The following is a 20,888-nucleotide window of genomic DNA, read 5'->3' as shown; positions in this document are numbered from 1 at the left end:
GCAACCGTGCTTGACCGCGGCACTTAGATCCTCACTTCTTTGTTGAAGCGGGTGATCCACTCGCCGCGCAGCGGCTGGAACTTGGTCCAGTCAAGCAGCACATTGTTGGAAACGAGGTCGTCGAGGCTCTTGGCGACGGTGAGATTGGCGCCGGTCAGCTTCACCTTGCTGTTGGTCGGCATCATCATCCATGGCGCCGCCTCCAGGCCTTTCTGCGTTTCGGCCGACATCACGGTGTCGAGATAATCCAGCACCGCCTTCGGATCCTGGTTGTTCCTGACGATCTGTGCGCTGGTGCGGATCACGACGGCGCCGGATTTCGGCTTGGCGAAGGCGATGTCGACGCCCTTGGCGGCGAGCAGCGCCACGTTGTTCCAGAAGTTGAAGGCGATATCGATCTCGCCCTGCTGGAACAGCGCAGCCAGCGCGCCGGGCGAGGCCGCGATCGCACCGACGTTCGGCAGCAGCTTCTTGATGGCCTCGAACGCCGGTTCGATATTGGTCTCGGAGCCGCCGTTTAGCTTGGCGATCTCGACCATGAAGGCGGTGCCGAGGCTGGAGCCGAGCCCGGTGATGCCGACGCGCCCCTTGTGTTCCGGCTTCCAGAGATCCTCCCATGAGGTCGGCGGCTTGGTGATCTTCTTCGGATTGTAGGCGATGCCGATCAATTGCACGGTGATGACAGGGGCGTAGCCGTCGGGATGCCGGAATACGCTTGGGATGTCGGCATATGACTTCGAGTGATCGACCGGAAACTTCTCCAGCACGCCGCTCGCGATCGCCGGGATCAGCGGTCCCTCGTCGAACAGCACGACGTCGAAGGGTGGCGTGTTGCGCGAGGCCTGGATCTTGCCGATCTGGTCGACACCGAGCAGGGGCGTAAAGGTGACGCTGCCGTCGCTGGACTTCTTGAAGGCCGGCCCGACCACCGAGCGGAAGGCTTCGTCGAAGCTGCCGGGATAGGTCGTTGCCACGATCGAGGGAGCGGCGCGTGATGACGTCGGCCACCCGAGACCAGCCGCGGCAAGCGCGGCCGAACCTGAGGTGAGCAGCGATCTCCGGGATAGGCTCATGTCAAATACTCCTTGGGTGATGCAGGGAAAGCTCGTCGACCGGCGTGCTGAAGATGCTGACGCGCGAGACGTCGGAGATCGTGAGCCAAGCCGTCTCCCCGGCCTGCGTCTTCGCGCTGCCGGCAGCGCGGGCCTGGCTGACCTTCACGGCTTCGCCGCTCGCGGTGACGCCCTCCGTCACGCTGACGGCACCGAGCGGCAGGGTGGCGCGGATCGTGACGGGGATGGCGCCGGGCCGTTCTGCGCCGAACAAGATGTTTTCAGGCCGGACAGAGATCGTCACCGGCGTGCCGCGCCTGCGCTGGGCCGAACGGCCGAGATCGAGCTCAGGCCCGGCGTCCAGCTGCACGCGGTCCGCGTCGGTGACGGTGCCGCGCAGGAGGTTGGTGTGGCCGATAAAGTTCGAGATGAACAGGCTGGCCGGCCGGTCGTAAAGCGCGTCCGGGCTGTCGATCTGCTCGATGCGTCCCTTGTTCAGCACGACGATGCGGTCGGCCATCGACAGTGCCTCCTCTTGATCATGCGTGACGATGATGGAGGTGACGCCAAAGGTCTTCAGCAGGCTTTTGATCTCGATCTGCATGTCGAGCCGCAGGTTCTTGTCGAGCGCCGAGAACGGCTCGTCGAGCAGGACGAGGCCAGGATCGATCGCGAGCGCCCGCGCCAGCGCGACGCGCTGCTGCTGCCCGCCGGAGAGTTCTCCGGGCAGCCTTCGCGCAAACGGCGCCATCTGGGCGAGGCCGAGCATCTGTTCGACTTTCGCGGCCACAACATTCTTCGCGGTTTTGCGCGCCCGCAGGCCGTAGGCGACGTTTTCGAACACAGTCAGGTGCGGAAACAGCGCATAGTTCTGAAACACCATGCCGATGCGGCGGCGATTGGCCGGAACATGCTCGACCCGCGCGCCGTCGAAGCGCACCTCGCCGCGGGAGGGACGCAGGAAGCCCGCGATGATCTGGAGCATCGTGGTCTTGCCGCAGCCGGACGGGCCGAGGAGGGCGATCAACTCACCGGCTGCAACGGAGAGATCGATCTCGTCGAGCGCAACCGTCGCGCCGAACGCGTGACCGATGCCCTTCAGATCCAGCGAAAGTCCGCGTACATCGCTCAACGCCAGCTCCATCCTTCGCGTTGTCCTGCGCGAGAGATAGCAATCGTCGTGCCAGCGCGGCTCGTCCGCTAAGGTCCTGCGAGCATTACGACAATTTTAGGCGCCATATATTGGCGCCAATTTATTGTACATATTGTAGACATAAATGCCATGGGTTTGTCTAAAAAATGGGCTCCGGCAGCATTCCAGAATCCTGTAAAAGCGATGCATGAAGCGAACCCGTCCCTTCAAGCGCAAGCCGAAACGCTCCGAGCCGAAGCACAGGGAGCCGGAGGTCGTCGATCCGCGCAACATTGACGACGATCCGGTGGTCCAGGGCATCCTGACCGCGATTAGCCAGAAGCGGCTCAAGCCAGGCGCCAAGCTCGGCGAGGACAAGCTTGCCGCAGCTTTCGGTACCACGCGGATTCACATCCGCCAGGCCTTGTCCCATCTCGCCTCGCGCAAGGCGGTTATGCAGATCCCCAACCGGGGCGCCTTCGTGTACCGGCCGAGTTGGGAGGAGGCGCAGGACATCTTTGCCGCGCGTCGGATCATCGAGACCGCAGCTGTGAGCGCCGCGGTCGACCGGCTGGACAAGGCCGGCAAGGCGGAGCTGAAGGCGCATATGGAGCGCGAGGCGCGTCACGATCGCAATGACCGCTGGGCCTCGCTGTCGCTGACGGCCGAGTTCCACATCCTGGTGGCCAAGCTTGCCGGCAACCGCGTGTTGCTGGAAATATCGCGCGAGCTGATGCTGCGGACGTCGCTGGCGATCGCGACCTTCGAGCAGCCAGGCGAGCCGGATTGCTCGCCCGACGCCCACCCCGACATCGGCGCATTGATCCTTGCCCGCAACAAGGCTGGTGCGATCCATGCCATGCATCATCACATCGAGGAGATGGAGCAGCGGATCCGGCCGAAGAAAGGCGAGGACGAGGTCGACGAGCTGACCGCGATCTTCCAGGAGATTGGCGCGCGGGCGCGGGCGGGCGGATAGCATGGCGGGCCGCCGCATCCTCCTGATCAATCCGAACAGCCTCGAGGCGACCACTACGATGATGGTGGCGATTGCCAAGTCTGCAGCCGCGGATGGCTTCGACATTGCCGGCGTCACGGCAGCGCGTGCGCCCACAATGATCGTCTCGGCGGATGCGCTGGAGGCAGCGGCGCCTGAGGTCGAGGAGATCGCGCGTGCCCGCTCTGGCGATTGCGACGGCATCATCGTCGCGGCATTTGGCGATCCCGGTCTCGCAAGGATCAAGCTGACCATGAGATTGCCTGCCGTCGGCATTGGTGAGTCCTCGATGCTGGAAGCCGCGGAGAACGGCCGACGCTTCGGCGTGGCGACCACGACGCCGCTGCTGAAAGCGAAGATCGACGCACTGCCGGATGTGCTGGGATTGCGATCGCACTACACCGGTACACGCTTCACCGTAGGCGATCCGCATGAGTTGATGCGTGATCCATCGCTTTTGCGCACTGCGCTTGCGGGCGCGGTCGAGGCCTGCATTGCGCAGGACGGAGCGGAAGCGGTGATCGTCGGCGGCGGCCCGCTGGGTGAAGCGGCACGCGAGCTTGAGGCGATCTTTACCGTGCCGGTCATCGCGCCGGTCCCGTCAGCCGTGCGGCGGATCATTCGTCTCGTCGCGGTGTAACAAAGAACCGGGGCGACCAGCAATTTCCGCGGCGCGGCATCGGCCGTGATGCGGAAACTGTTTTCCTTGACATGAGGTCTGCCGTGCTCGACGTGTAACGACGTCGCGTGATTGTGAGTGCGTGCCCTCGCGACGAGAAGAACCGCACGGGAGGACGTCGTGAGCGTAAGCCTCAACGAACAGGATTACCTCGCCACCTTGCACGAGCTATGGAACAAGGCTTGGCCGAAAGGGACGCCGCGCTCGCCGAACTATCTGCACGGCGAAGTTCCCCTGACGGAATATCTGCGCGCCTGGGCGAAGCGAAGTCCGGAGAGGCCCGCGGTGATCTTCTATGGCCACGTCACGACATACGCGGACCTCGACCGGCAGAGCGACCGGTTTGCCGCGCTGTTGCAGGCCAAGGGCATAAGCAAAGGCGACCGCGTCGCCGTCTTTCTGCCGAACTGCCCGCAATTCCACATTGTGTTCTTCGGCATCCTGAAGCTCGGCGCGGTCCATGTTCCCGTCAGCCCGTTGTCGCGCGCGTTCGAGCTGTCCTACGAGTTGAACGACACCCAGGCCGAGGTGATCGTCGCGCTGGACCAGCTCATGCCGGTTGTCGAGCAGGTCAGGGACGAGGTGCGGCTGCGCGAGATCATCGTCACGAGTTTTGCCGATGTCGTACCGGCAAAGCCGGCAATTCCGGCGCCAGACTCGATCCGTGTGCCGCGCGCCGCAGTCACCGGCGCGACCGATCTGTTGCCGGCGCTTGCTGCGATGCCGATTCCTGTGCCGCTGCCGCCTGCCGGCCTCGATGACGTCGCCGCGCTCAATTACACCGGCGGCACGACCGGCATGCCCAAGGGCTGCGTCCACACCCATCGCGACATGGTCTACACGGCCGCCGCCAATTACGGCATCTCGGTGCTGTCCGACGAGAGCAGCGTCTTCCTGTCGTTCTTTCCTGAGTTCTGGATCGCGGGCGAGAACTTTGGCCTGATCTTCCCGCTGTTCTCGGGCGCGACGCTGGTCCTGCTCGCGCGCTGGGATGCCGTCGGCGCGATGGCCGCGATCGACAAATACAAGGTCACAATCACGGCGATGCCGGTGGACGGTGCGGTCGAGCTGATGGATCATCCGCGCTGGAACGAGTTCGACCTGTCGTCGCTGCAGCAGGTGCGCGTGGTCTCCTTCGTCAAGAAGCTCAACGCCGACTATCGCAAGCGCTGGAAGGATCTCACCGGCACGATCCTGATGGAAGCGGCCTGGGGCATGACGGAGACCCACACCTCCAACACCTTCACGGCTGGCTTTCAGGACGACGATTTCGATCTCAACAACCAGCCGATCTTCGTCGGGCTGCCGGTCCCCGGTGCCGAGTTCAAGATCACCGATTTCGAAACCGGCGCACTCTTGCCGCTGGGTGCCGAAGGCGAGATCCGCGTGCGCACGCCGTCACTGCTCAAGAGCTACTGGAACAAGCCGGAGGCGACCGCGGAGTCCCTGATCGACGGCTGGCTTCGCACCGGCGACATCGGCGCCATCGACAAGGATGGCTTCCTGCACTTCCTCGGCCGCCGCAAGGAGATGCTGAAGGTCAAAGGCATGAGCGTGTTTCCGCCGGAGATCGAGGCGTTGCTGGGGCAACATCCAAAGGTGCTGGGTTCGGGCGTGGTCGGGCGCGAGGACCCCGAGAGGGGGCAGGTGCCGGTGGCCTTCATCCAGCTCAAGCCGGAGGCGGTCGGCAGCGTCTCTGCGGAGGATCTGCGTGCCTGGTGCGCCGAGCGCATGGCCGTCTACAAGGTCCCCGAGATACGCATCATCGAAGCCCTGCCCCTGACCGCAACGGGCAAAGTGAAGAAGCAGGACCTCAATCCAATTCTGCCTGCTGCTGTCTGAGTGAGAGAGATCATGCCGTTCAAGAAGCTCCTGATCGCCAACCGCGGCGAGATCGCCATCCGCATTGCCCGCGCGGCCGCCGACGCCGGCATCGCGACGGTCGCGATTCATCCTGCGGATGATGCGCTGTCGCTGCATGTGCGCGTTGCGGACGAAGCGATCGAAATTCCTGGCCGCGGCGCGCGGGCCTATCTCGACATTGACGCCGTGGTGAAGGCGGCCAAGGCGATGGGCTGTGACGCCGTGCATCCCGGCTATGGCTTTCTCAGCGAGAACGCGACCTTCGCCAAAGCCTGCTCCGACGCAAATATCACCTTCGTCGGTCCTCAGGCGACAGCGCTCGAGCTGTTCGGTGACAAGGTCGCGGCGCGTCAGCTGGCAAAACGCTGCGGCGTGCCGATCATCGCCGGCACCACCGGGCCATCGAGTCTTGAGGAGATCACGGCCTTTTTCGCATCACTCGGCAGCAACGCAGCCATCGTCATCAAAGCAATGGCGGGCGGCGGCGGCCGCGGCATGCGTGTCGTCGAGAACGCGTCCGATCTTTCGGAAGCCTATGCGCGCTGCCAGTCCGAGGCCAGGGCGGCGTTTGGATTCGACGGCGTCTATGCCGAGCGGCTGATCCGGCAGGCGCGCCACATCGAGGTGCAGATCATCGGCGACCGCCACGGTGCGATCTCCCATCTCTGGGAACGCGAATGCACCATCCAGCGCCGCCACCAGAAGCTGATCGAGGTGGCACCGAGCCCCTCGCTAAGCGATGCGTTGCGCGGCCGCATCATCGAGGCGGCGAAGCAACTGGCGGCGGCTGCATCCTACGACAATCTCGGCACGTTCGAGTTCCTCGTCGATGGCGGCGCCGAGGACAGCTTTGCCTTCATCGAGGCCAACCCGCGGCTCCAGGTCGAGCACACCGTCACGGAAGAGGTGCTTGGTGTCGACCTGGTGCGCGCCCAGCTCGCGGTGGCCGGGGGCAGCCCGCTAGCCGCTCTGGGTCTTGCGCAGGAATCGATCCCGAAGCCGCGCGGCTATGCCATGCAGCTCCGCGTCAACATGGAAACGCTCGACGAGACGGGCGCAACCCATCCGACTGGCGGCGTGCTCGCGGTGTTTGAGCCGCCATCGGGCCCCGGCGTCCGCGTCGACAGCTTTGGCTATGCCGGCTACAAGACCAGTGCTGCGTTCGATTCGCTGCTCGCCAAGGTCATCGTGCATACGCCGGGCGAATCCTGGCATGACGTGGTCGCCAAGGCTTCGCGTGCCTTGCGCGAATTCCGCATCGACGGCGTCGTCACCAATATCGCCTTCCTCCAGGCGGTGCTCGCGCATTCCGATTTCAGGATCAACCGCATCGCGACCGACTTCATCGATCGCAATATCGGCAAGCTGGTCGAGGCGGCCGATGGCGCGGCCAAGCCGCTCTACTTTGCCGCGGCCGAGCGTGGCGGTGTCCAAGGCGCTGAAGCTCTCGTTGCGCAAACGGTGCCCGAAGGTGCGGTGATGGTCGCGGCGCCCTTGCAGGGCACCATCGTCACCATCCAGGTGAAGGAAGGCGAGATCGTGCGCCCCGGCCAGCAGCTCGCCGTGATCGAGTCGATGAAGATGGAGCATCTGGTCATGACCGAGCAGGGTGGCCGGGTCATGAAGCTCGTCGCCGGCGATGGCGTTACGCTGATGCATGGCGAGCCGATCCTCTATCTCGAGCCGCTCGACGTCGCGGCCGACAGCACGGCGGCGGAAGCCGAGATCGATCTCGATCACATTCGCCCAGATCTCGCTGAACTGATCGCGCGCCAGGCCAATACGCTGGACGAGAACCGCCCCGCCGCGCTCGAGCGCCGCCGCAACACCAACCAGCGCACCGCGCGCGAGAATGTCGCGCAGCTCGTCGACGACGGCTCGTTCATGGAGTACGGCAGCCTTGCGATCGCGGCGCAGCGGCGGCGGCGCAAGCTCGACGACCTCATCAAGAACACGCCGGCAGACGGCCTCGTCATGGGCGTCGCCACGGTGAACGCCGAGCAATTCGGCCCCGAGGGCGCGCGCTGCATCGTCGTGGCCTATGACTACACCGTGCTCGCGGGCACGCAGGGTCACATGAACCACAAGAAGATCGACCGCATGCTGACGCTGGCGGAAGACTGGCGCGTGCCGCTGGTGTTCTATGCCGAAGGCGGCGGCGGCCGGCCGGGCGACACCGACCGGCTCGGCATGACCGGGCTCGACGGACCGTCCTTCGTGCAGTTCGCTCGGCTCTCCGGGCTCGTGCCGGTCGTCGGCGTCGTCTCCGGCTATTGCTTCGCCGGCAACGCCGCGATGCTCGGCTGCTGCGACGTCATCATTGCCACCAAGAATGCCTCGATCGGCATGGGTGGCCCGGCCATGATCGAGGGCGGCGGGCTCGGCGTCTATCATCCTGCCGAGGTCGGCCCTGTGACGTTCCAGGCGCCGAACGGCGTCATCGACATCCTCGTCGAGGACGAGGAAGAGGCGACGCGCGTCGCGCAAAAATATCTGTCGTACTTCCAGGGCGCGGTGACGGAATGGGAAACCGCGGACCAGCGCCTCTTGCGCCGTGCCATCCCCGAGAACCGCCTGCGCGTCTACGACATCCGCAGCGTGATCAACCTCATCGCCGACAAGGATTCCGTGCTGGAGCTGCGTCGCGATTACGGCGTCGGCATGATCACCGCACTGATCCGCATCGAAGGCAAACCGTTCGGCCTGATCGCCAACAATCCGCGCCATCTCGGCGGCGCGATCGATGCCGATGCCGGCGACAAGGCCGCGCGCTTCCTCCAGCTCTGCGACGCCTTCGATCTGCCGATCGTCTCGCTCTGCGACACGCCTGGCTTCATGGTCGGGCCGGAAGCCGAGAAGACCGCGATCGTGCGCCACGTCTCGCGGATGTTCGTCACCGGCGCGAGCCTCACCGTGCCCTTGTTCGGCATCGTGCTGCGCAAGGGTTATGGGCTCGGCGCGCAGTCGATGATCGGCGGCGGCTTCCATGCCTCATTCTTCACCGCGGCCTGGCCGACCGGCGAGTTCGGGGGCATGGGTCTCGAAGGCTACGTCCGCCTCGGCTTCCGGAAGGAGATGGAGGCGATCGCGGATCCCGAGGAGCGCGAGACCTATTACCGCAACAAGGTTGCCGAGCTCTACGCCAACGGCAAGGCCGTCTCGATCGCCTCGGTGTTCGAGATTGACAACGTCATCGATCCCGCCGAGACGCGGCGCTGGATCATGGCGGGCCTGCGCTCCGTGCCGAAACCGCCGGCGCGGACGGCGAAGAAACGACCATGCATCGATACGTGGTGAGGGCAGTGCAGCAATAGCCTGCGTCCCGGTTCCCGATTGACATCCCCGCCTGTGGTGCCAGACTTTGCACAATAATACAGGGTGGAGACGTCTGCGATGGCCAGCCTTTCGGCCTCGAACCATGTCGCCCGTGTCATGTCGGTGGCCAACCACGTGGCCGACGTCGACGCCTCTTCGCGGATTGCCAATTCGTGGCGGCGCTGCCTGATCAGCCACAAGCTCGATCCCGCCCGACAGGGCCCGCCGCAGACGCTGACCGAGGCCGAGATCCGGCACGTCGTCGCGCCGATGGAAGAGACGATCAGGCTTGTAACGCCCGAACTCGACGACCTTGCCCGCGTGCTGCGCGACGCCGGCTATTGCGTCAATCTCGCTGACACAAATGCGATCATGCTGTTCAGCCGCCTGCCGGGCGAAGCCGATGCGAGGATGTTTCTGGACTGGAAGATCTACACCGGCTCCAATTTCGCCGAGACGTTCGAGGGCACCAATGGGCTCGGCACCGCGCTGGCCGATCAGAAGCCGATCCTGGTGCATCGCGACGAGCATTTTCGCGCGCAATGGCACATGTTCTCCTGCGCCGTGGCGCCGCTGTTCGACCACGCCGGGCGGCTTGCCGGTGCCGTCAACATCACCTCCTGCCGCGCGGATCTCGAGCGTACCGCGCATCAGCTCGCGCTGGCGGTCACGTTGGAAGCGACGCGGCGGATGGAGGGAGCGATCTTCCGCGGTCATTTCCGCGACGCCTGGATCGCGACCGTACCGGGCGACGGCGGCAGCGGCCTGCTCGCCTACAACGACGACCGCCGCATCGTCGGCGCCTGCCGTTCGGCGCGCGCCCTGCTGGGCCTCACCGACGGCATGATCGCATCCGGCATCGATCTGTCGCGCTACGTCAGATTCGACCAGCACGCCGCGCGTGGCTCCGAGGAGATCGTCGAGCTGCGTCGCGCCGATGGCGCGGCATTGGGCCGGGGCCATGTCGCGCCGCCGCTGCGCGCGAGATCCTCCGCGCGCCCGCTTGCGCCGCGCCGTGACGTGCCTGTCGATCGCTTCAATGCGCTGCATCGGCTCGCCGGTCGCGATCCCGGGTTGATCAAGAGCGTGAAGCGGCTCGGCAGCGTCAGTGATCATGATCTACCGGTGCTGCTGCAGGGCGAGACCGGCGTCGGCAAGGATTTGTTCGCGCGCGCCATTCACGCGGCGAGCAAGCGGGCGCTCAACAATTATGTCGCGCTGAATTGCGCGGCGATGCCGGAAAGCCTGATCGACGCCGAGCTGTTCGGCTACGAGGCCGGCGCCTTCACCGGCGCGCGCCGCGACGGCTCGAAGGGCCTGATCGTGCAGGCCGACGGCGGCACGCTGTTCCTCGACGAGATCGGCGACATGCCGATCGCGCTGCAGACGCGCCTCTTGCGCGTGCTGGAAAACCGCGAGGTCTGGCCGCTCGGCGCGCTCAAACCTGTCGCCGTCGACATCCGCCTGATCAGCGCCAGCCATCGCGATCTCGGCCGCATGGCCGAGCAGGGCGCCTTCCGCGCCGATCTCTATTTTCGCCTGCGCGGCATGGAGGTGCGGCTGCCGGCGTTGCGCGAGCGTACGGACAGGGACGATATCATCCGCCAGATTGCGCGCGAGGAAGCGCCCAACTGCAGGCTTTCGGACGAGGCATGGTCGCAGCTTGCAGCCTATCCGTTCCCCGGCAACATGCGCCAGCTCCGCCACGTGCTCCGGCTCGCCGGCTGCACGGCGGAAAACGGCGTCATCACCGACGCGGATCTCGATCTGCCACCGTTCGGCGGACGGGCGGCGGAGCCGGATCTTGGAGCGGCCGAACGCGCCACGATCGTCGAGGCGCTACGCAGGCACGGCGGCCGCGTCACCGAAGCGGCGCGTGCCTTGAAACTCAGCCGCGCCACGCTGTATCGGAAGATCAAGCAACTGAAGATCGACCCGGGTTCATACTAGACCGGCTCGACGTCCCGCCTCTGCCGAAAGAAGTCGGAATTCTGGCGCAGCTTGGGTCTTCGCGCGGCTGGCACGCCGTCGTGAACGTGCATCTCCAGGAATTATGAGAGGAGAGGATTCGATGGAGGAGATCGAAGTCTTTCTGGCTGTCGTCGAGGCCGGCAGCCAGACCGCGGCTGCGCGGCGGTTGGGGCGGTCGCTGCAATCGGTCAACCGGGCACTGGCGGCGCTGGAACGCGGCATCGGTGTCGAACTGGTGCGGCGAACCACGCGGCAGTCGCTGGCGACGGAAGCGGGGCTGGCGTTCTATCGTCGTGTCAAGCCCGCCTTTGCCGAAATCAGCGAGGCGCGCCTGGAAGCGGCCAATCGCCGCGTCGAGCCGTCGGGCCTGCTCCGCCTCGCCGCGCCCGTGCTGTTCGGGTCGACCCACGTCGTGCCGGCGATCGCTGATTTCATGGCGCGCTTTCCGCGGATCGAGACCGATCTCAATGTCACCGATCGGCCCGTCGACGTCGTCGGCGACGGTTTCGATCTGGCCGTGCGGATCAGGGAGTTGCCGGATTCGTCGCTGAAGGCGCGGCGCCTCGGTGAACTGCGTACGGTCGTGTACGGCGCACCGGCCTATTTCGCGCGCCACGGTCGTCCGCGTCATCCCGACGATCTTGCGGATCATCAATGCATCCTGCGCAAGACCGGCCCGGGTGACACGGAGGTGTGGCGGTTTCAGATCGGCGGCAAGGCGAAGCTGCTGCAGGTGTACGGCCGCTTCCGGACCGACAATACCAATGCCGCGCAGGCGGCCGCCTGCCACGGCGTCGGAATCGGCTATGCGCCGTTCTGGCAGATACGCGATCGCGTCGATCAGGGGGCGCTGGAGATCGTGCTGGCGGATTTCGAGGCGCCGCGCATGCCGGTGTATGCCGTGGTTCCGCCGAGCTCGGCACCGCCAGCCAAGACGCGCCTGTTTCTCGATCTGCTGGCGGAGCGGCTGAAGCGCGAGCGGCTCTGAGATTTCCGGTGTTCCCACGCATTGGCCATGCCGCGCCGGCGAGGCGTTTCGTCCGCATTCTACCGGTTTGCGGCAATGTCTATCCCGCGACGCGCCGGTTGTTCGCCGGCTCGGGCGACCGCAGCTTGAGGGCCACGGGCACATACCCGCCCGGCTCGGCGTGAAGGACCGCACCATGACCCCCAATCGACGCACGCTCTTGAATGCAAGTGTCAGCGCCACCGCGATGCTGGCTTCCACCGCTCTTGCCGGACAATCGCACGGTCCGTCCAGCGGATCGCCGGCCGGCGCCGAATTGAACTGCAGCCCGGAAGCTTGCGCGGCCGCGAGCGAGGATTTCGGTCACATCATTCACAAGCGGCCACGTGCGGTGTTCAGGCCGACGACGTCTGCCGGAATCGCGGAGATTCTGCGATGGGCCGGGCAGCAAGGGCTGACGGTTGCCGCGCGCGGACAGGGCCACGGCATCTATGGTCGGTCCATGACCGAGGGCGGCATCGTGATCGACCTCGGCGCGCTGGCCACGATCCATCGGGTAGAGCCGGACCGTGTCGTGGTCGATGCAGGTGCGACCTGGCACGCAGTGCTGGAAGCGACCCTGGCCAAGGGGCTCGTTCCGCCGGTCCTGACCAACTATCTCGGCCTGTCCGTGGGTGGCACTCTCGCCGTCGGCGGAATCGGCGGATCGTCGTCGCGACACGGCCTGCAGACGGACCAGGTTCTCGAACTCGATGTGGTGACGGGCGAGGGCCGGCAATTGACCTGCTCGCCAACCTCCAGCGCCGGGCTCTACGATGCCGTTCGGGCGGGGCTCGCCCAATGCGCGATCATCGCGAGGGCGACGCTCCGCCTGGTGCGTGCGCCGGAACGGGTCCGCCGCTTTCAGCTCTCATATCCGGATCTCCCGTCGCTGACGGCCGATCAGCGGCGCGTTCTGGACGCGGCGCGCTTCGATCAGTTGCAAGGAGCCGTCGTGCCCGACGGAGCCGGTGGCTGGCGATACCTGCTGGAGGCAGGCGTATTCCATGACGGTCAGTCTCCTGTCGATGACGAGGCGCTGCTTGCCGGCTTATCGGATCGCCGCGAGAGCGCCGTCATCACCGACCTCACCTTCCGCGACGACGCCAATGCATTTGCGAAGCTCGAAACGCTCCTGAGGTCGAACGGCCAGTGGTTCAATCCGCATCCCTGGCTCCTCACCTTCTTGCCCGGCAGCAACGCGATGGAGATCGCGAGCGAGGTCATTGCCGGGATCAACAGTGAGGATATCGGTCCGTTCGGGCGGATTACCTACTATCCCATGGTCACGGATGAATGCCGCACGCCGCTGGTCCGGTTGCCCGGCGAGCGGATCGTGTTCCCGTTCAATCTCATCCGTATCCCCGCATCGGCGGACAAGGCGAATGCGGAGCGGCTGATCGCGCGAAATCGCGAATTGTATGATCGCATTCGCGGCGCGGGCGGCGTGCTGTACCCGGTGAGCGCATTTCCGATGTCGTCCCGGGATTGGGCAGATCATTTCGGCGCGCAATGGCCGCTGTTGCGTGAAGCCAAGGCGCAGCATGATCGCGGCAGCCATCTCACTCCGGGCTATAAGCTGTTCTAGATTGCCGGATCCGGCATCGGGCGGCGGGCTCGTCAGGAAAAATCCGTCCAGCTCAGATGCCGCGAATCGAGGTCGCCGACTGAAACCGTTTCACGGATTTCCTCCGGTATGTGGAAGCTGCTGCGCAGGTATACGAGTGGCGTCGCCGTGGCTGAATGCGTCGCGCCGCGGACCTCCCCGACGAAGATCGAATGCGTCCTGGTCTCGAACTCCTGCGCCAGCACACAGTCGAACGCGGCGACCGCGTCCGCCAGCACCGGTGCGCCCGTCACACCGCGCCTCCATTGCCCGAACGCAAAGCGATCGTCGCCGTTGACGCCCTTCTGGCCGCTGAAGGTGAGCGCGAGCAGCGCGTGATCCTCGTGCAGGAAGTTGATCGCGAAGGCGCCTTCCTCGCGGATGCGCGCGTGGGCGCTGGCGTTACGGTTGACGCAGACGATGAGCGATGGAGGATTATCGGAGAGCGAGCAAGCTGACGTTACGGTCAGTCCGGTGCGCCTGCCGTGCTCGGCACCGACTGTCACCAGGGCAACCGCGCCGGCGCATTGGCGCATCGCCTGCTTGAAATCCTTGGCATCGACGGTCACGCGGGAAAGCTCCGAAAGCAAAGGTGGGTGCGGCACGTTCGCGCCGCACCCGCGTTTGGTCAAGCCGCCTTCTTCGCGGAGCCGAGATGCTTCAGGCGCGGCATGACCTCGTTCTTGAGCAGCGCGAGCGAGTGGTGCCAGGCTTCCGGCTTGTGCTTGTAGTCGAAGCCGAACACACAGAGCACGCCGAAGCCGCCGACCTCGTCGTAGATCTTCTCAATCTTTTCGGCGACCGTCGAGGGTGAGCCGACGATCCAGTTCCGCTTGGCGCAATATTCGACCGTCACATCGCTATCGGGCACGTCGGGCGCGTGTTTGAGATAGTCCTTGAAGCCGAAATGACCAAGGAGCGGCAGGAAGTACTCGCTCATCATCCGGCCCATCATGTCGCCGGTCGAGAGCTTCCAGGCCTCTTCGTCGGTGTCGGCCACGAACACCTCACGCACCAGTCGCCAGTCCTGCCGGTTCGGCTTCCGCCCTGTCTTTGCGGCACCGATCTCGACCGAATCCCAATGGCTGGAGACATAGGCCGGGTTGAGGTTGAGGCTCATCGGAATGAAGCCGCGTTCGCCTGCGAGCTTCAGCGTGTCCGAGTTCTTGGAGAGACCGGCGACGCCGATCGGCGGATGCGGCGCCTGCAGCGGCTTGATGTGGGGCTTGAGGAAGTCGAACATCGTGTCCGGCTTGGTCACCGTCCAGAACTTGCCCTTGTGGGTGAAGGGCGCCGGCTCTGTCCACAGCTTCAGGATGATCTCCAGCGCCTCGCGCGTCATGTCGCGGTTCTGTCCGCTCATGCCGTCGACGTTGAACATCGCCCAGTCGCTTGGCAGGCCCGAGGCCGCGACGCCGAAATTGAGCCGGCCCTCGGAAAGATGGTCCAGCATCGCGACGCGGTTGGCGAGCTCGGCCGGATGGTGATAGGGCAGCAGGAAACCACCGGGACCGATGCGCAGACGTTTGGTCTGCAGCAGGGCTTGCGCGATCAAGAGATCCGGGGTGGGATTTGGTTCCCAAGGCGCGGTGTGGTGCTCACCGATCCAGGCCTCTTGGTAGCCGAGCTCGTCGAGCCAGCGCAGGACCTGCAGGTCCCAGTCATGCCCCTCCTTCAGCCCGCACTCCGGCGGATGCGAAGGCATCGTGAAATAGCCGATCTCCATGGGTTTCCTCATCTGATGTTGACGCGTCTTGTCGCGCGTTGACGGAGTTGAGTGGCGAAGCTCGAGCAAGCGCTGTGCCAGCCCAACGAAGCCGCGAATTCATTAGAAGGGGCTGGTTTGCACGCGCAATAGCCGGTATCTCGGCGGAAGCCTCAGAGGCATCGTCTCATTGTCGCGAGACGGCGTCTTGGCCATGAGACGATGACGAGGCCTGATATGATCGAACCCGCTTATGTCGCGGTGGATTGGGGCACCAGCAGCTTCCGGCTCTGGCTGGTCGACCGCACTGGCGACGTCCTGGCCGAGCGCCGCAGCGGCGAAGGCATGCTGGCCGCGGCGAAGGCCGGCTTCCCGGCGGTGCTGCGATCGCATCTTGCGGCTGTCGAGGCGCCGGATCATTTGCCGGTGCTCGTCTGCGGCATGGCCGGGGCGCGCACCGGATGGGTCGAGGCCGGCTATGTCGATACGCCGGCGCCGCTCTCTGCCGTTCTGAAACAGGCCGTGCGCGTGCCGAGCGAGGTGCGAGACGTCCGGATCCTGCCGGGAATCGCGCAGCGCGACGCCGGCGCGCCGGACGTCATGCGCGGCGAGGAGACGCAATTGCTCGGCGCGCTCGGCGTCGATGCCGCAGGCGAGGCGCTGGTCTGCATGCCCGGCACGCATTCGAAATGGGTTTGCGTGAAGAACGGCATTGTCGAACGGTTTGCCACGTTCATGACCGGCGAGCTCTTCAGCGCGATCTCGCGCGAGACGATCCTGTCGCTCGCCGTCGCCGGCGCAGACGACGCCGAGGATGTCGCGAGCTTCAAGGCGGCCGTGAAAGCAGCGTACGAGGCGCCGGCCTTCGCGGCCAATCTCCTGTTCGGCGCACGGTCGCGACAGCTTCTGTTCGGTGGCGCGCCGGCCGCGGCGCGCGAGACGATGTCGGGCACGTTGATCGGTATCGAGGTGGCCGCAGGGCTCTCCGGATCTGTGCCGCAAGCGGGCGTCAAGCTGATCGCCTCCGGCCGGCTTGCGATGCTGTACCGGCTGGCCTTCGATACACTGTCGGTTGCAGTGCAGCCGGTCGATGCGGACGAGGCCGTCCGCCACGGCCTCTCGATGGCGGCCGCCGCGATCTGGACGAAGTAGAAGGAAACTCGAGATGAGCGTTGCCTTTCCGCCGATGAAGCGACCGCTGGTCGCGATCTTGCGCGGCGTCAAGCCCGAGGAGACCGAGGCCATCGTCGAGGTGCTGATCGATGCCGGCATGACCGCGATCGAGATTCCCCTGAACTCGCCCGATCCGTTCCGGTCCATCGCCATCGCGGTGAAGCGGGCGCCGGCCGGCGTGTTGATCGGCGCCGGCACGGTGCTGACCGTCGCCGACGTCGATCGTCTCCATGACGTTGGCGGCAGGCTGATGGTCTCCCCGAATGTGGATACCGGGGTATTGGCGCAGGCGCATCGGCACGGCATGGTGACGATGCCCGGGGTCTTCTCGCCGACCGAGGCGCTGCTCGCCGCGCGCTCGGGGGCATCGAGTCTGAAGTTCTTTCCGGCCAGCGTGCTCGGCGCCCCCGGCATCGCCGCGATCGCCGCCGTGCTGCCGCCGGGCGTGATGATTGCCGCGGTCGGCGGCGTCTCCGACCAGAATTTTGCGGAGTACGTCAAGGGCGGTGTAACCGCCTTCGGGCTCGGCTCCAGCCTCTACAAGCCCGGCATGACGGCGGCCGATGTCGCCGCGCGCGCGAAAGCGACGATTACGGCTTACGATCGGGCAACTGTGAAAGAAATGAAGGCGCATTGAACGAGCGGTGATCGCGTCAATCGATTGTGTTCATGGTACATCCGTGGCGACGTTCGTCCATCGCGCGCATGTGACCGGCTGAAGCAGGAGACCGATATGGCGATCAACAACGTGGCCGATCTGTTCGTGGCAACGCTCGAACAGGCCGGCGTCAAGCGCATCTACGGCATCGTTGGAGACAGCCTGAATGCGCTGACCGAAGCGCTGCGCCGACGCGGCACCATCGAGTGGGTCCATGTCCGGCACGAGGAGGTCGCGGCGTTCGCCGCGGCCGGCGAAGCCGAAATGACGGGTAGTCTTGCGGTTTGCGCCGGCTCTTGCGGCCCTGGCAATCTGCATCTGATCAACGGCCTGTTCGACGCGCATCGCAGCCGCGTTCCGGTGCTGGCGATTGCCGCGCAGATCCCCTCGGCCGAGATAGGCGGCGGCTATTTCCAGGAGACGCATCCGCAGAACCTTTTCCGCGAATGCAGCCACTATTGCGAGCTGGTGTCGGATCCGAGCCAGCTGCCTTATGTGCTGGAGAATGCCATTCGCGCCGCGGTCGGCCTGCGCGGCGTCGCCGTCGTCGCCATGCCCGGCGACGTCGCGTTCCGCAGTCCCCCGAAACGCGCGCTGTCGACGACGCGCGGCCTGACGCTGGCTGCCCCAAAGGTGGTGCCGCAGGCGGATGAGCTGAAGGCCCTCGCGGATCTCCTCAACGGCGCCGGGCGCATCACCCTGTTTTGCGGCCGCGGCTGCGCCGGTGCGCATGCGCCGCTGATGCAGCTCGCCGAGGCCCTGAAGAGCCCGATCGTGCATGCGCTCGGCGGCAAGGAGCATGTCGAGTACGATAACCCTTACGACGTCGGCATGACCGGCTTCATCGGCTTCTCCTCGGGCTATGCCGCGATGCATGCCTGCGACGCGCTGGTGATGCTCGGCACCGATTTTCCCTACAAGCAGTTTTTTCCGACTGACTGCCAGGTCGCGCAGATCGACATCCGCCCGGAAAACCTCGGCCGCCGCTGCAAGATCGATCTCGGCCTCGTCGGCGATGTCAAGCTCACCATCGAGGCGCTGCTGCCGCTGCTCGAGACAAAGACGCAACGCAAGCATCTGGACGACGCCATCGCGCACTACAAGAGAGCACGCGAGGGCCTCGACTCGCTCGCCAAGGGCACGCCGGGAAGTAAGCCGATTCATCCGCAATACCTCGCCAAGGTGATCAGCGATCATGCATCGGACGATGCCGTGTTCACCGCCGATGTCGGCACGCCGACGGTGTGGGCCGCGCGCTATCTCGACATGAACGGTCGCCGCCGGCTGATCGGGTCCTTCGTGCACGGCTCGATGGCCAATGCTATGCCGCAGGCGATCGGCGCGCAGGCCACCCAGCCTGGCCGTCAGGTGATCTCGCTGTCGGGCGACGGCGGCTTCACCATGCTGATGGGCGATCTGATCACACTGACGCAGATGAAGCTGCCGGTGAAGGTGGTCGTCTTCAATAATGGCGTGCTCGGCTTCGTCGCGCTGGAGATGAAGGCGGCCGGCTTCGTCGATACCAATGTCGACCTGGAGAATCCCGATTTCGCCGCGATGGCCCGTGCGATGGGGATCTTCGCGAAGCGCGTCGAGGACCCCGGCGACCTACCCGGCGCGGTCAAGCAGATGCTGGCGCATGACGGGCCGGCGCTGCTCGACGTCGTCACCGCCAAGCAGGAGCTGTCGATGCCGCCGACCATCACGGCCGAGCAGGTCAAGGGGTTCAGCCTCTGGGTTCTGCGTGCGGTGATGAACGGTCGCGGCGACGAGGTGCTCGATCTTGCGAAAACGAACTTGCTGTCGCGCTGATTTCGACTGAGGCGGGTTCGGTTCACCCCTCCCGAAGGGAGAGATCGGGTCGCATCGAAAGATGCGATCCGGGTGAGGGGTCACGGTCTCGCAGAGGGCTGCGGCCCCTCACCGGGATTGCTGCGCAATCCGACCTCTCCACGCCGGGGAGAGGTGAAGGTCCGCCAATGCAGCACGGCCCCAATCAGTAGCGCCGGCAAGAAGCCGAGCGCGATCAGGAAATGCGGCAGCGCCTTCGGCGAGGCGAAAGCGATGGCGATGTCGGAGATCAGCCAGAGTGCCGCAAACATCACCGCAAAATCCGCGCGCGGAGAGCGCAGATGGTAGAACACTGCAGTGATGATGATGGCGGGACCGATCGCGACGGCAATCGTGATCGCCGTCAGCTCCTTCGGCGTCAGCGCGTCGAGCACCATCGAGGCCAGCAGCCAGAGCGCGGCGAACATGGCGACGATGTCGAGCGGATGCCGCAATCCAATACCTCCTGCAGGGAGCGTTATCGTTGTGGCCGGAACTCCATCCGTCAAGTTAAAACCCGCTAATCATTCCTCGTCACTCCCCGGCGTCGGGCGCAGCATGAAATGACCGAAAGCGGTGGCGATGGGCTTCTCCGCATCGTCCTGCCAGGCCCGCGCCTCGAATGCGACGATGCGCCGGCCCTGTTTCACAATCGAGACATTGGCGAACGTGTCGAGGGCGCGGCCGGAGCGCAGATAGTTGATGGTGAGGCCGATCGGCTTCGGCGGCGCCGCAGCGCCGAGCTCGCGCGCGACGCCGATGATGGCGGTGGTCTCCAGGAAGGCGCCGGTCATGCCGCCGTGGATCGCCGGCAGGATCGGGTTGCCGACAATCTGCGGCGAGAACGGCATGGTCAGCGTGCCGTCGTCGTTGACGCGGATGCCAAGCGCGCGCGCGAACGGGCTGTTCGCGAACGGGCCATCCGGATTCTCCGGCGCCTCCAGCGTCGGAATGTTGCGTGCATCCATGCGGCGGTCGGCAAGCATGTTGGTGCGGTTGGCGCCGATCATGAAGCAGGCGGTCGCGGTTGCGACCGGATCGTCCTCGGATTCCTGATAGGCGGTTGAGCGCACGAAGGCGATCGAGCGCGTGGTGCGATAGCAGACCGAGTGCGCCTTGATGTCGAGGCCCGGCGTCGCCGGCTTCTGGTAATCGATCCGCAGGTCGAGCGTGGCGATGGCGCGTGTGCCGTCCAGCGCGAGCTGCACCGCCATGCCGCAGCTCTCGTCCAGCATCGCAGTGACGACACCGCCATGAATAACGCCGGTCTCGGTATCGCCGACGAAAACGGGACGGTAGGGCAGGCTGGACCAGGCTTCGGCGGGCGCGAAGCGGTCGAGCTGAAGCCCGCTGATATGGCCATAATCGGAGCGGCGGCCCTTGATCGCCTCGGCGAGTTCCTCGAATGGGAGGGTGGTCGGTGAAGTGGACATGGCGATGTTCTAGACCAGTGTGGCGCCCTGCAAAACCCCGAATGGGCGTTACTGGCGGGCCCCGAGTGGTTTGGCCTCGACAGGGCCGGCGGAAGCGACGATGGTGGGGCTTCGTTCGACCAGCAAGGAGCGCCCATGGCCGACCCCGAAACGCCCTCGACCGCCCAGGGGCCCGTCACTATTTCGACGTCCAGCGCCGAGCGCGCGCCGATCATCTATTTCGACGGCGCCTCCTGCTTTGGCCATCACAACGGCGCGATCCAGATCGAGCTCGCCGCCAACCTCCTGATGCCTGTCGGCGCCGCCGTCAGGGTGGACGTGGTTCAGACAGCGCACTTGCGCTGTAGCGTGGCCGCGGCGCTGGCGCTGCGTGAAGCGCTCGACAAGGCGCTGGCGATGTACAAGCAAGGTCAGCAGCAGCCGAACGAGGAAATTCCAGCGGTGAAGAACTAAGGCTGGAGTGCGATT

17 protein-coding genes are annotated in these 20,888 nt (G+C 65.3%); 11 read left to right on the top strand and 6 right to left on the bottom strand.

What is annotated here, in order from left to right; translation table 11 throughout:
- Nucleotides 1-23: 23 nt before the first annotated feature.
- Entirely contained in the window at nt 24-1,073 is a 1,050-nt protein-coding gene (locus ASG57_RS17145; protein WP_024342192.1) for an extracellular solute-binding protein, read from the bottom strand.
- Between the two features lies 1 nt (nt 1,074).
- Entirely contained in the window at nt 1,075-2,196 is a 1,122-nt protein-coding gene (locus ASG57_RS17140) for an ABC transporter ATP-binding protein (protein WP_024342193.1), read from the bottom strand.
- A gap of 196 nt (nt 2,197-2,392) precedes the next feature.
- Here ASG57_RS17140 and ASG57_RS17135 point away from each other — a divergent pair, with 196 nt between their 5' ends.
- The 7 genes from ASG57_RS17135 (at nt 2,393) to ASG57_RS17105 (ending at nt 13,603) form a co-directional block, all read left to right on the top strand.
- Nucleotides 2,393-3,163, top strand: a complete 771-nt coding sequence (locus ASG57_RS17135) for a GntR family transcriptional regulator (RefSeq protein WP_024342194.1) — start codon at nt 2,393-2,395, stop codon at nt 3,161-3,163.
- A gap of 1 nt (nt 3,164) precedes the next feature.
- Nucleotides 3,165-3,821, top strand: a complete 657-nt coding sequence (locus ASG57_RS17130; RefSeq protein ID WP_024342195.1) for an aspartate/glutamate racemase family protein — start codon at nt 3,165-3,167, stop codon at nt 3,819-3,821.
- A gap of 159 nt (nt 3,822-3,980) precedes the next feature.
- Nucleotides 3,981-5,702 (top strand): AMP-binding protein, encoded by a 1,722-nt coding sequence (locus tag ASG57_RS17125; protein WP_024342196.1) that lies wholly within the window; start codon nt 3,981-3,983, stop codon nt 5,700-5,702.
- 12 nt (nt 5,703-5,714) lie between these two features.
- Nucleotides 5,715-9,020 carry an acetyl-CoA carboxylase family protein gene (locus tag ASG57_RS17120; RefSeq protein ID WP_024342197.1) on the top strand — a complete coding sequence of 1,102 codons (3,306 nt, stop codon included), beginning with the start codon at nt 5,715-5,717 and terminating at the stop codon, nt 9,018-9,020.
- Between the two features lie 96 nt (nt 9,021-9,116).
- Nucleotides 9,117-10,988, top strand: a complete 1,872-nt coding sequence (locus ASG57_RS17115) for a sigma-54-dependent Fis family transcriptional regulator (RefSeq protein ID WP_024342198.1) — start codon at nt 9,117-9,119, stop codon at nt 10,986-10,988.
- A gap of 121 nt (nt 10,989-11,109) precedes the next feature.
- Complete coding sequence (locus ASG57_RS17110) at nt 11,110-11,997, top strand: LysR family transcriptional regulator (RefSeq protein WP_230646678.1); 888 nt, start codon at nt 11,110-11,112, stop codon at nt 11,995-11,997.
- 175 nt (nt 11,998-12,172) lie between these two features.
- Nucleotides 12,173-13,603: an FAD-binding protein gene (locus tag ASG57_RS17105; protein ID WP_035698696.1), complete on the top strand. Its 1,431-nt coding sequence runs from the start codon at nt 12,173-12,175 to the stop codon at nt 13,601-13,603.
- A 32-nt stretch (nt 13,604-13,635) separates the two neighbouring features.
- Here ASG57_RS17105 and ASG57_RS17100 read toward each other — a convergent pair whose 3' ends face one another.
- On the bottom strand, nt 13,636-14,190 hold the full coding sequence (locus ASG57_RS17100; protein WP_024342201.1) for a flavin reductase family protein: 555 nt from the start codon (nt 14,188-14,190) through the stop codon (nt 13,636-13,638).
- A gap of 59 nt (nt 14,191-14,249) precedes the next feature.
- Nucleotides 14,250-15,347, bottom strand: coding sequence for an LLM class flavin-dependent oxidoreductase (locus ASG57_RS17095; protein WP_024342202.1), 1,098 nt, complete (start codon nt 15,345-15,347; stop codon nt 14,250-14,252).
- A 216-nt stretch (nt 15,348-15,563) separates the two neighbouring features.
- On the opposite strand from ASG57_RS17095, the gene ASG57_RS17090 reads away from it, so the two are divergent.
- The 3 genes from ASG57_RS17090 (at nt 15,564) to poxB (ending at nt 18,969) form a co-directional block, all read left to right on the top strand.
- Nucleotides 15,564-16,478 carry a 2-dehydro-3-deoxygalactonokinase gene (locus ASG57_RS17090; RefSeq protein WP_024342203.1) on the top strand — a complete coding sequence of 305 codons (915 nt, stop codon included), beginning with the start codon at nt 15,564-15,566 and terminating at the stop codon, nt 16,476-16,478.
- Between the two features lie 13 nt (nt 16,479-16,491).
- Nucleotides 16,492-17,136: a 2-dehydro-3-deoxy-6-phosphogalactonate aldolase gene (locus ASG57_RS17085; protein WP_057196859.1), complete on the top strand. Its 645-nt coding sequence runs from the start codon at nt 16,492-16,494 to the stop codon at nt 17,134-17,136.
- A gap of 96 nt (nt 17,137-17,232) precedes the next feature.
- Nucleotides 17,233-18,969 carry a ubiquinone-dependent pyruvate dehydrogenase gene (poxB, locus tag ASG57_RS17080; RefSeq protein ID WP_024342205.1) on the top strand — a complete coding sequence of 579 codons (1,737 nt, stop codon included), beginning with the start codon at nt 17,233-17,235 and terminating at the stop codon, nt 18,967-18,969.
- A gap of 80 nt (nt 18,970-19,049) precedes the next feature.
- On the opposite strand, the gene ASG57_RS17075 is transcribed toward poxB, so the two are convergent.
- Both ASG57_RS17075 and ASG57_RS17070 read right to left on the bottom strand, forming a co-directional pair.
- Nucleotides 19,050-19,442: a hypothetical protein gene (locus ASG57_RS17075; protein ID WP_024342206.1), complete on the bottom strand. Its 393-nt coding sequence runs from the start codon at nt 19,440-19,442 to the stop codon at nt 19,050-19,052.
- Nucleotides 19,443-19,511: 69 nt separating this feature from the next.
- Nucleotides 19,512-20,420 carry a PaaI family thioesterase gene (locus ASG57_RS17070; protein WP_024342207.1) on the bottom strand — a complete coding sequence of 303 codons (909 nt, stop codon included), beginning with the start codon at nt 20,418-20,420 and terminating at the stop codon, nt 19,512-19,514.
- A 135-nt stretch (nt 20,421-20,555) separates the two neighbouring features.
- On the opposite strand from ASG57_RS17070, the gene ASG57_RS17065 reads away from it, so the two are divergent.
- Complete coding sequence (locus tag ASG57_RS17065; RefSeq protein WP_024342208.1) at nt 20,556-20,873, top strand: hypothetical protein; 318 nt, start codon at nt 20,556-20,558, stop codon at nt 20,871-20,873.
- Nucleotides 20,874-20,888 lie beyond the last annotated feature (15 nt).

Source organism: Bradyrhizobium sp. Leaf396, from assembly GCF_001424605.1.
In the GTDB taxonomy this organism is placed as follows: Bacteria; Pseudomonadota; Alphaproteobacteria; order Rhizobiales; family Xanthobacteraceae; genus Bradyrhizobium; species Bradyrhizobium japonicum_C.
The sequence above is the reverse complement of the archived record's forward strand: the minus strand, read 5'-3'. Positions and strand labels throughout refer to the sequence as shown.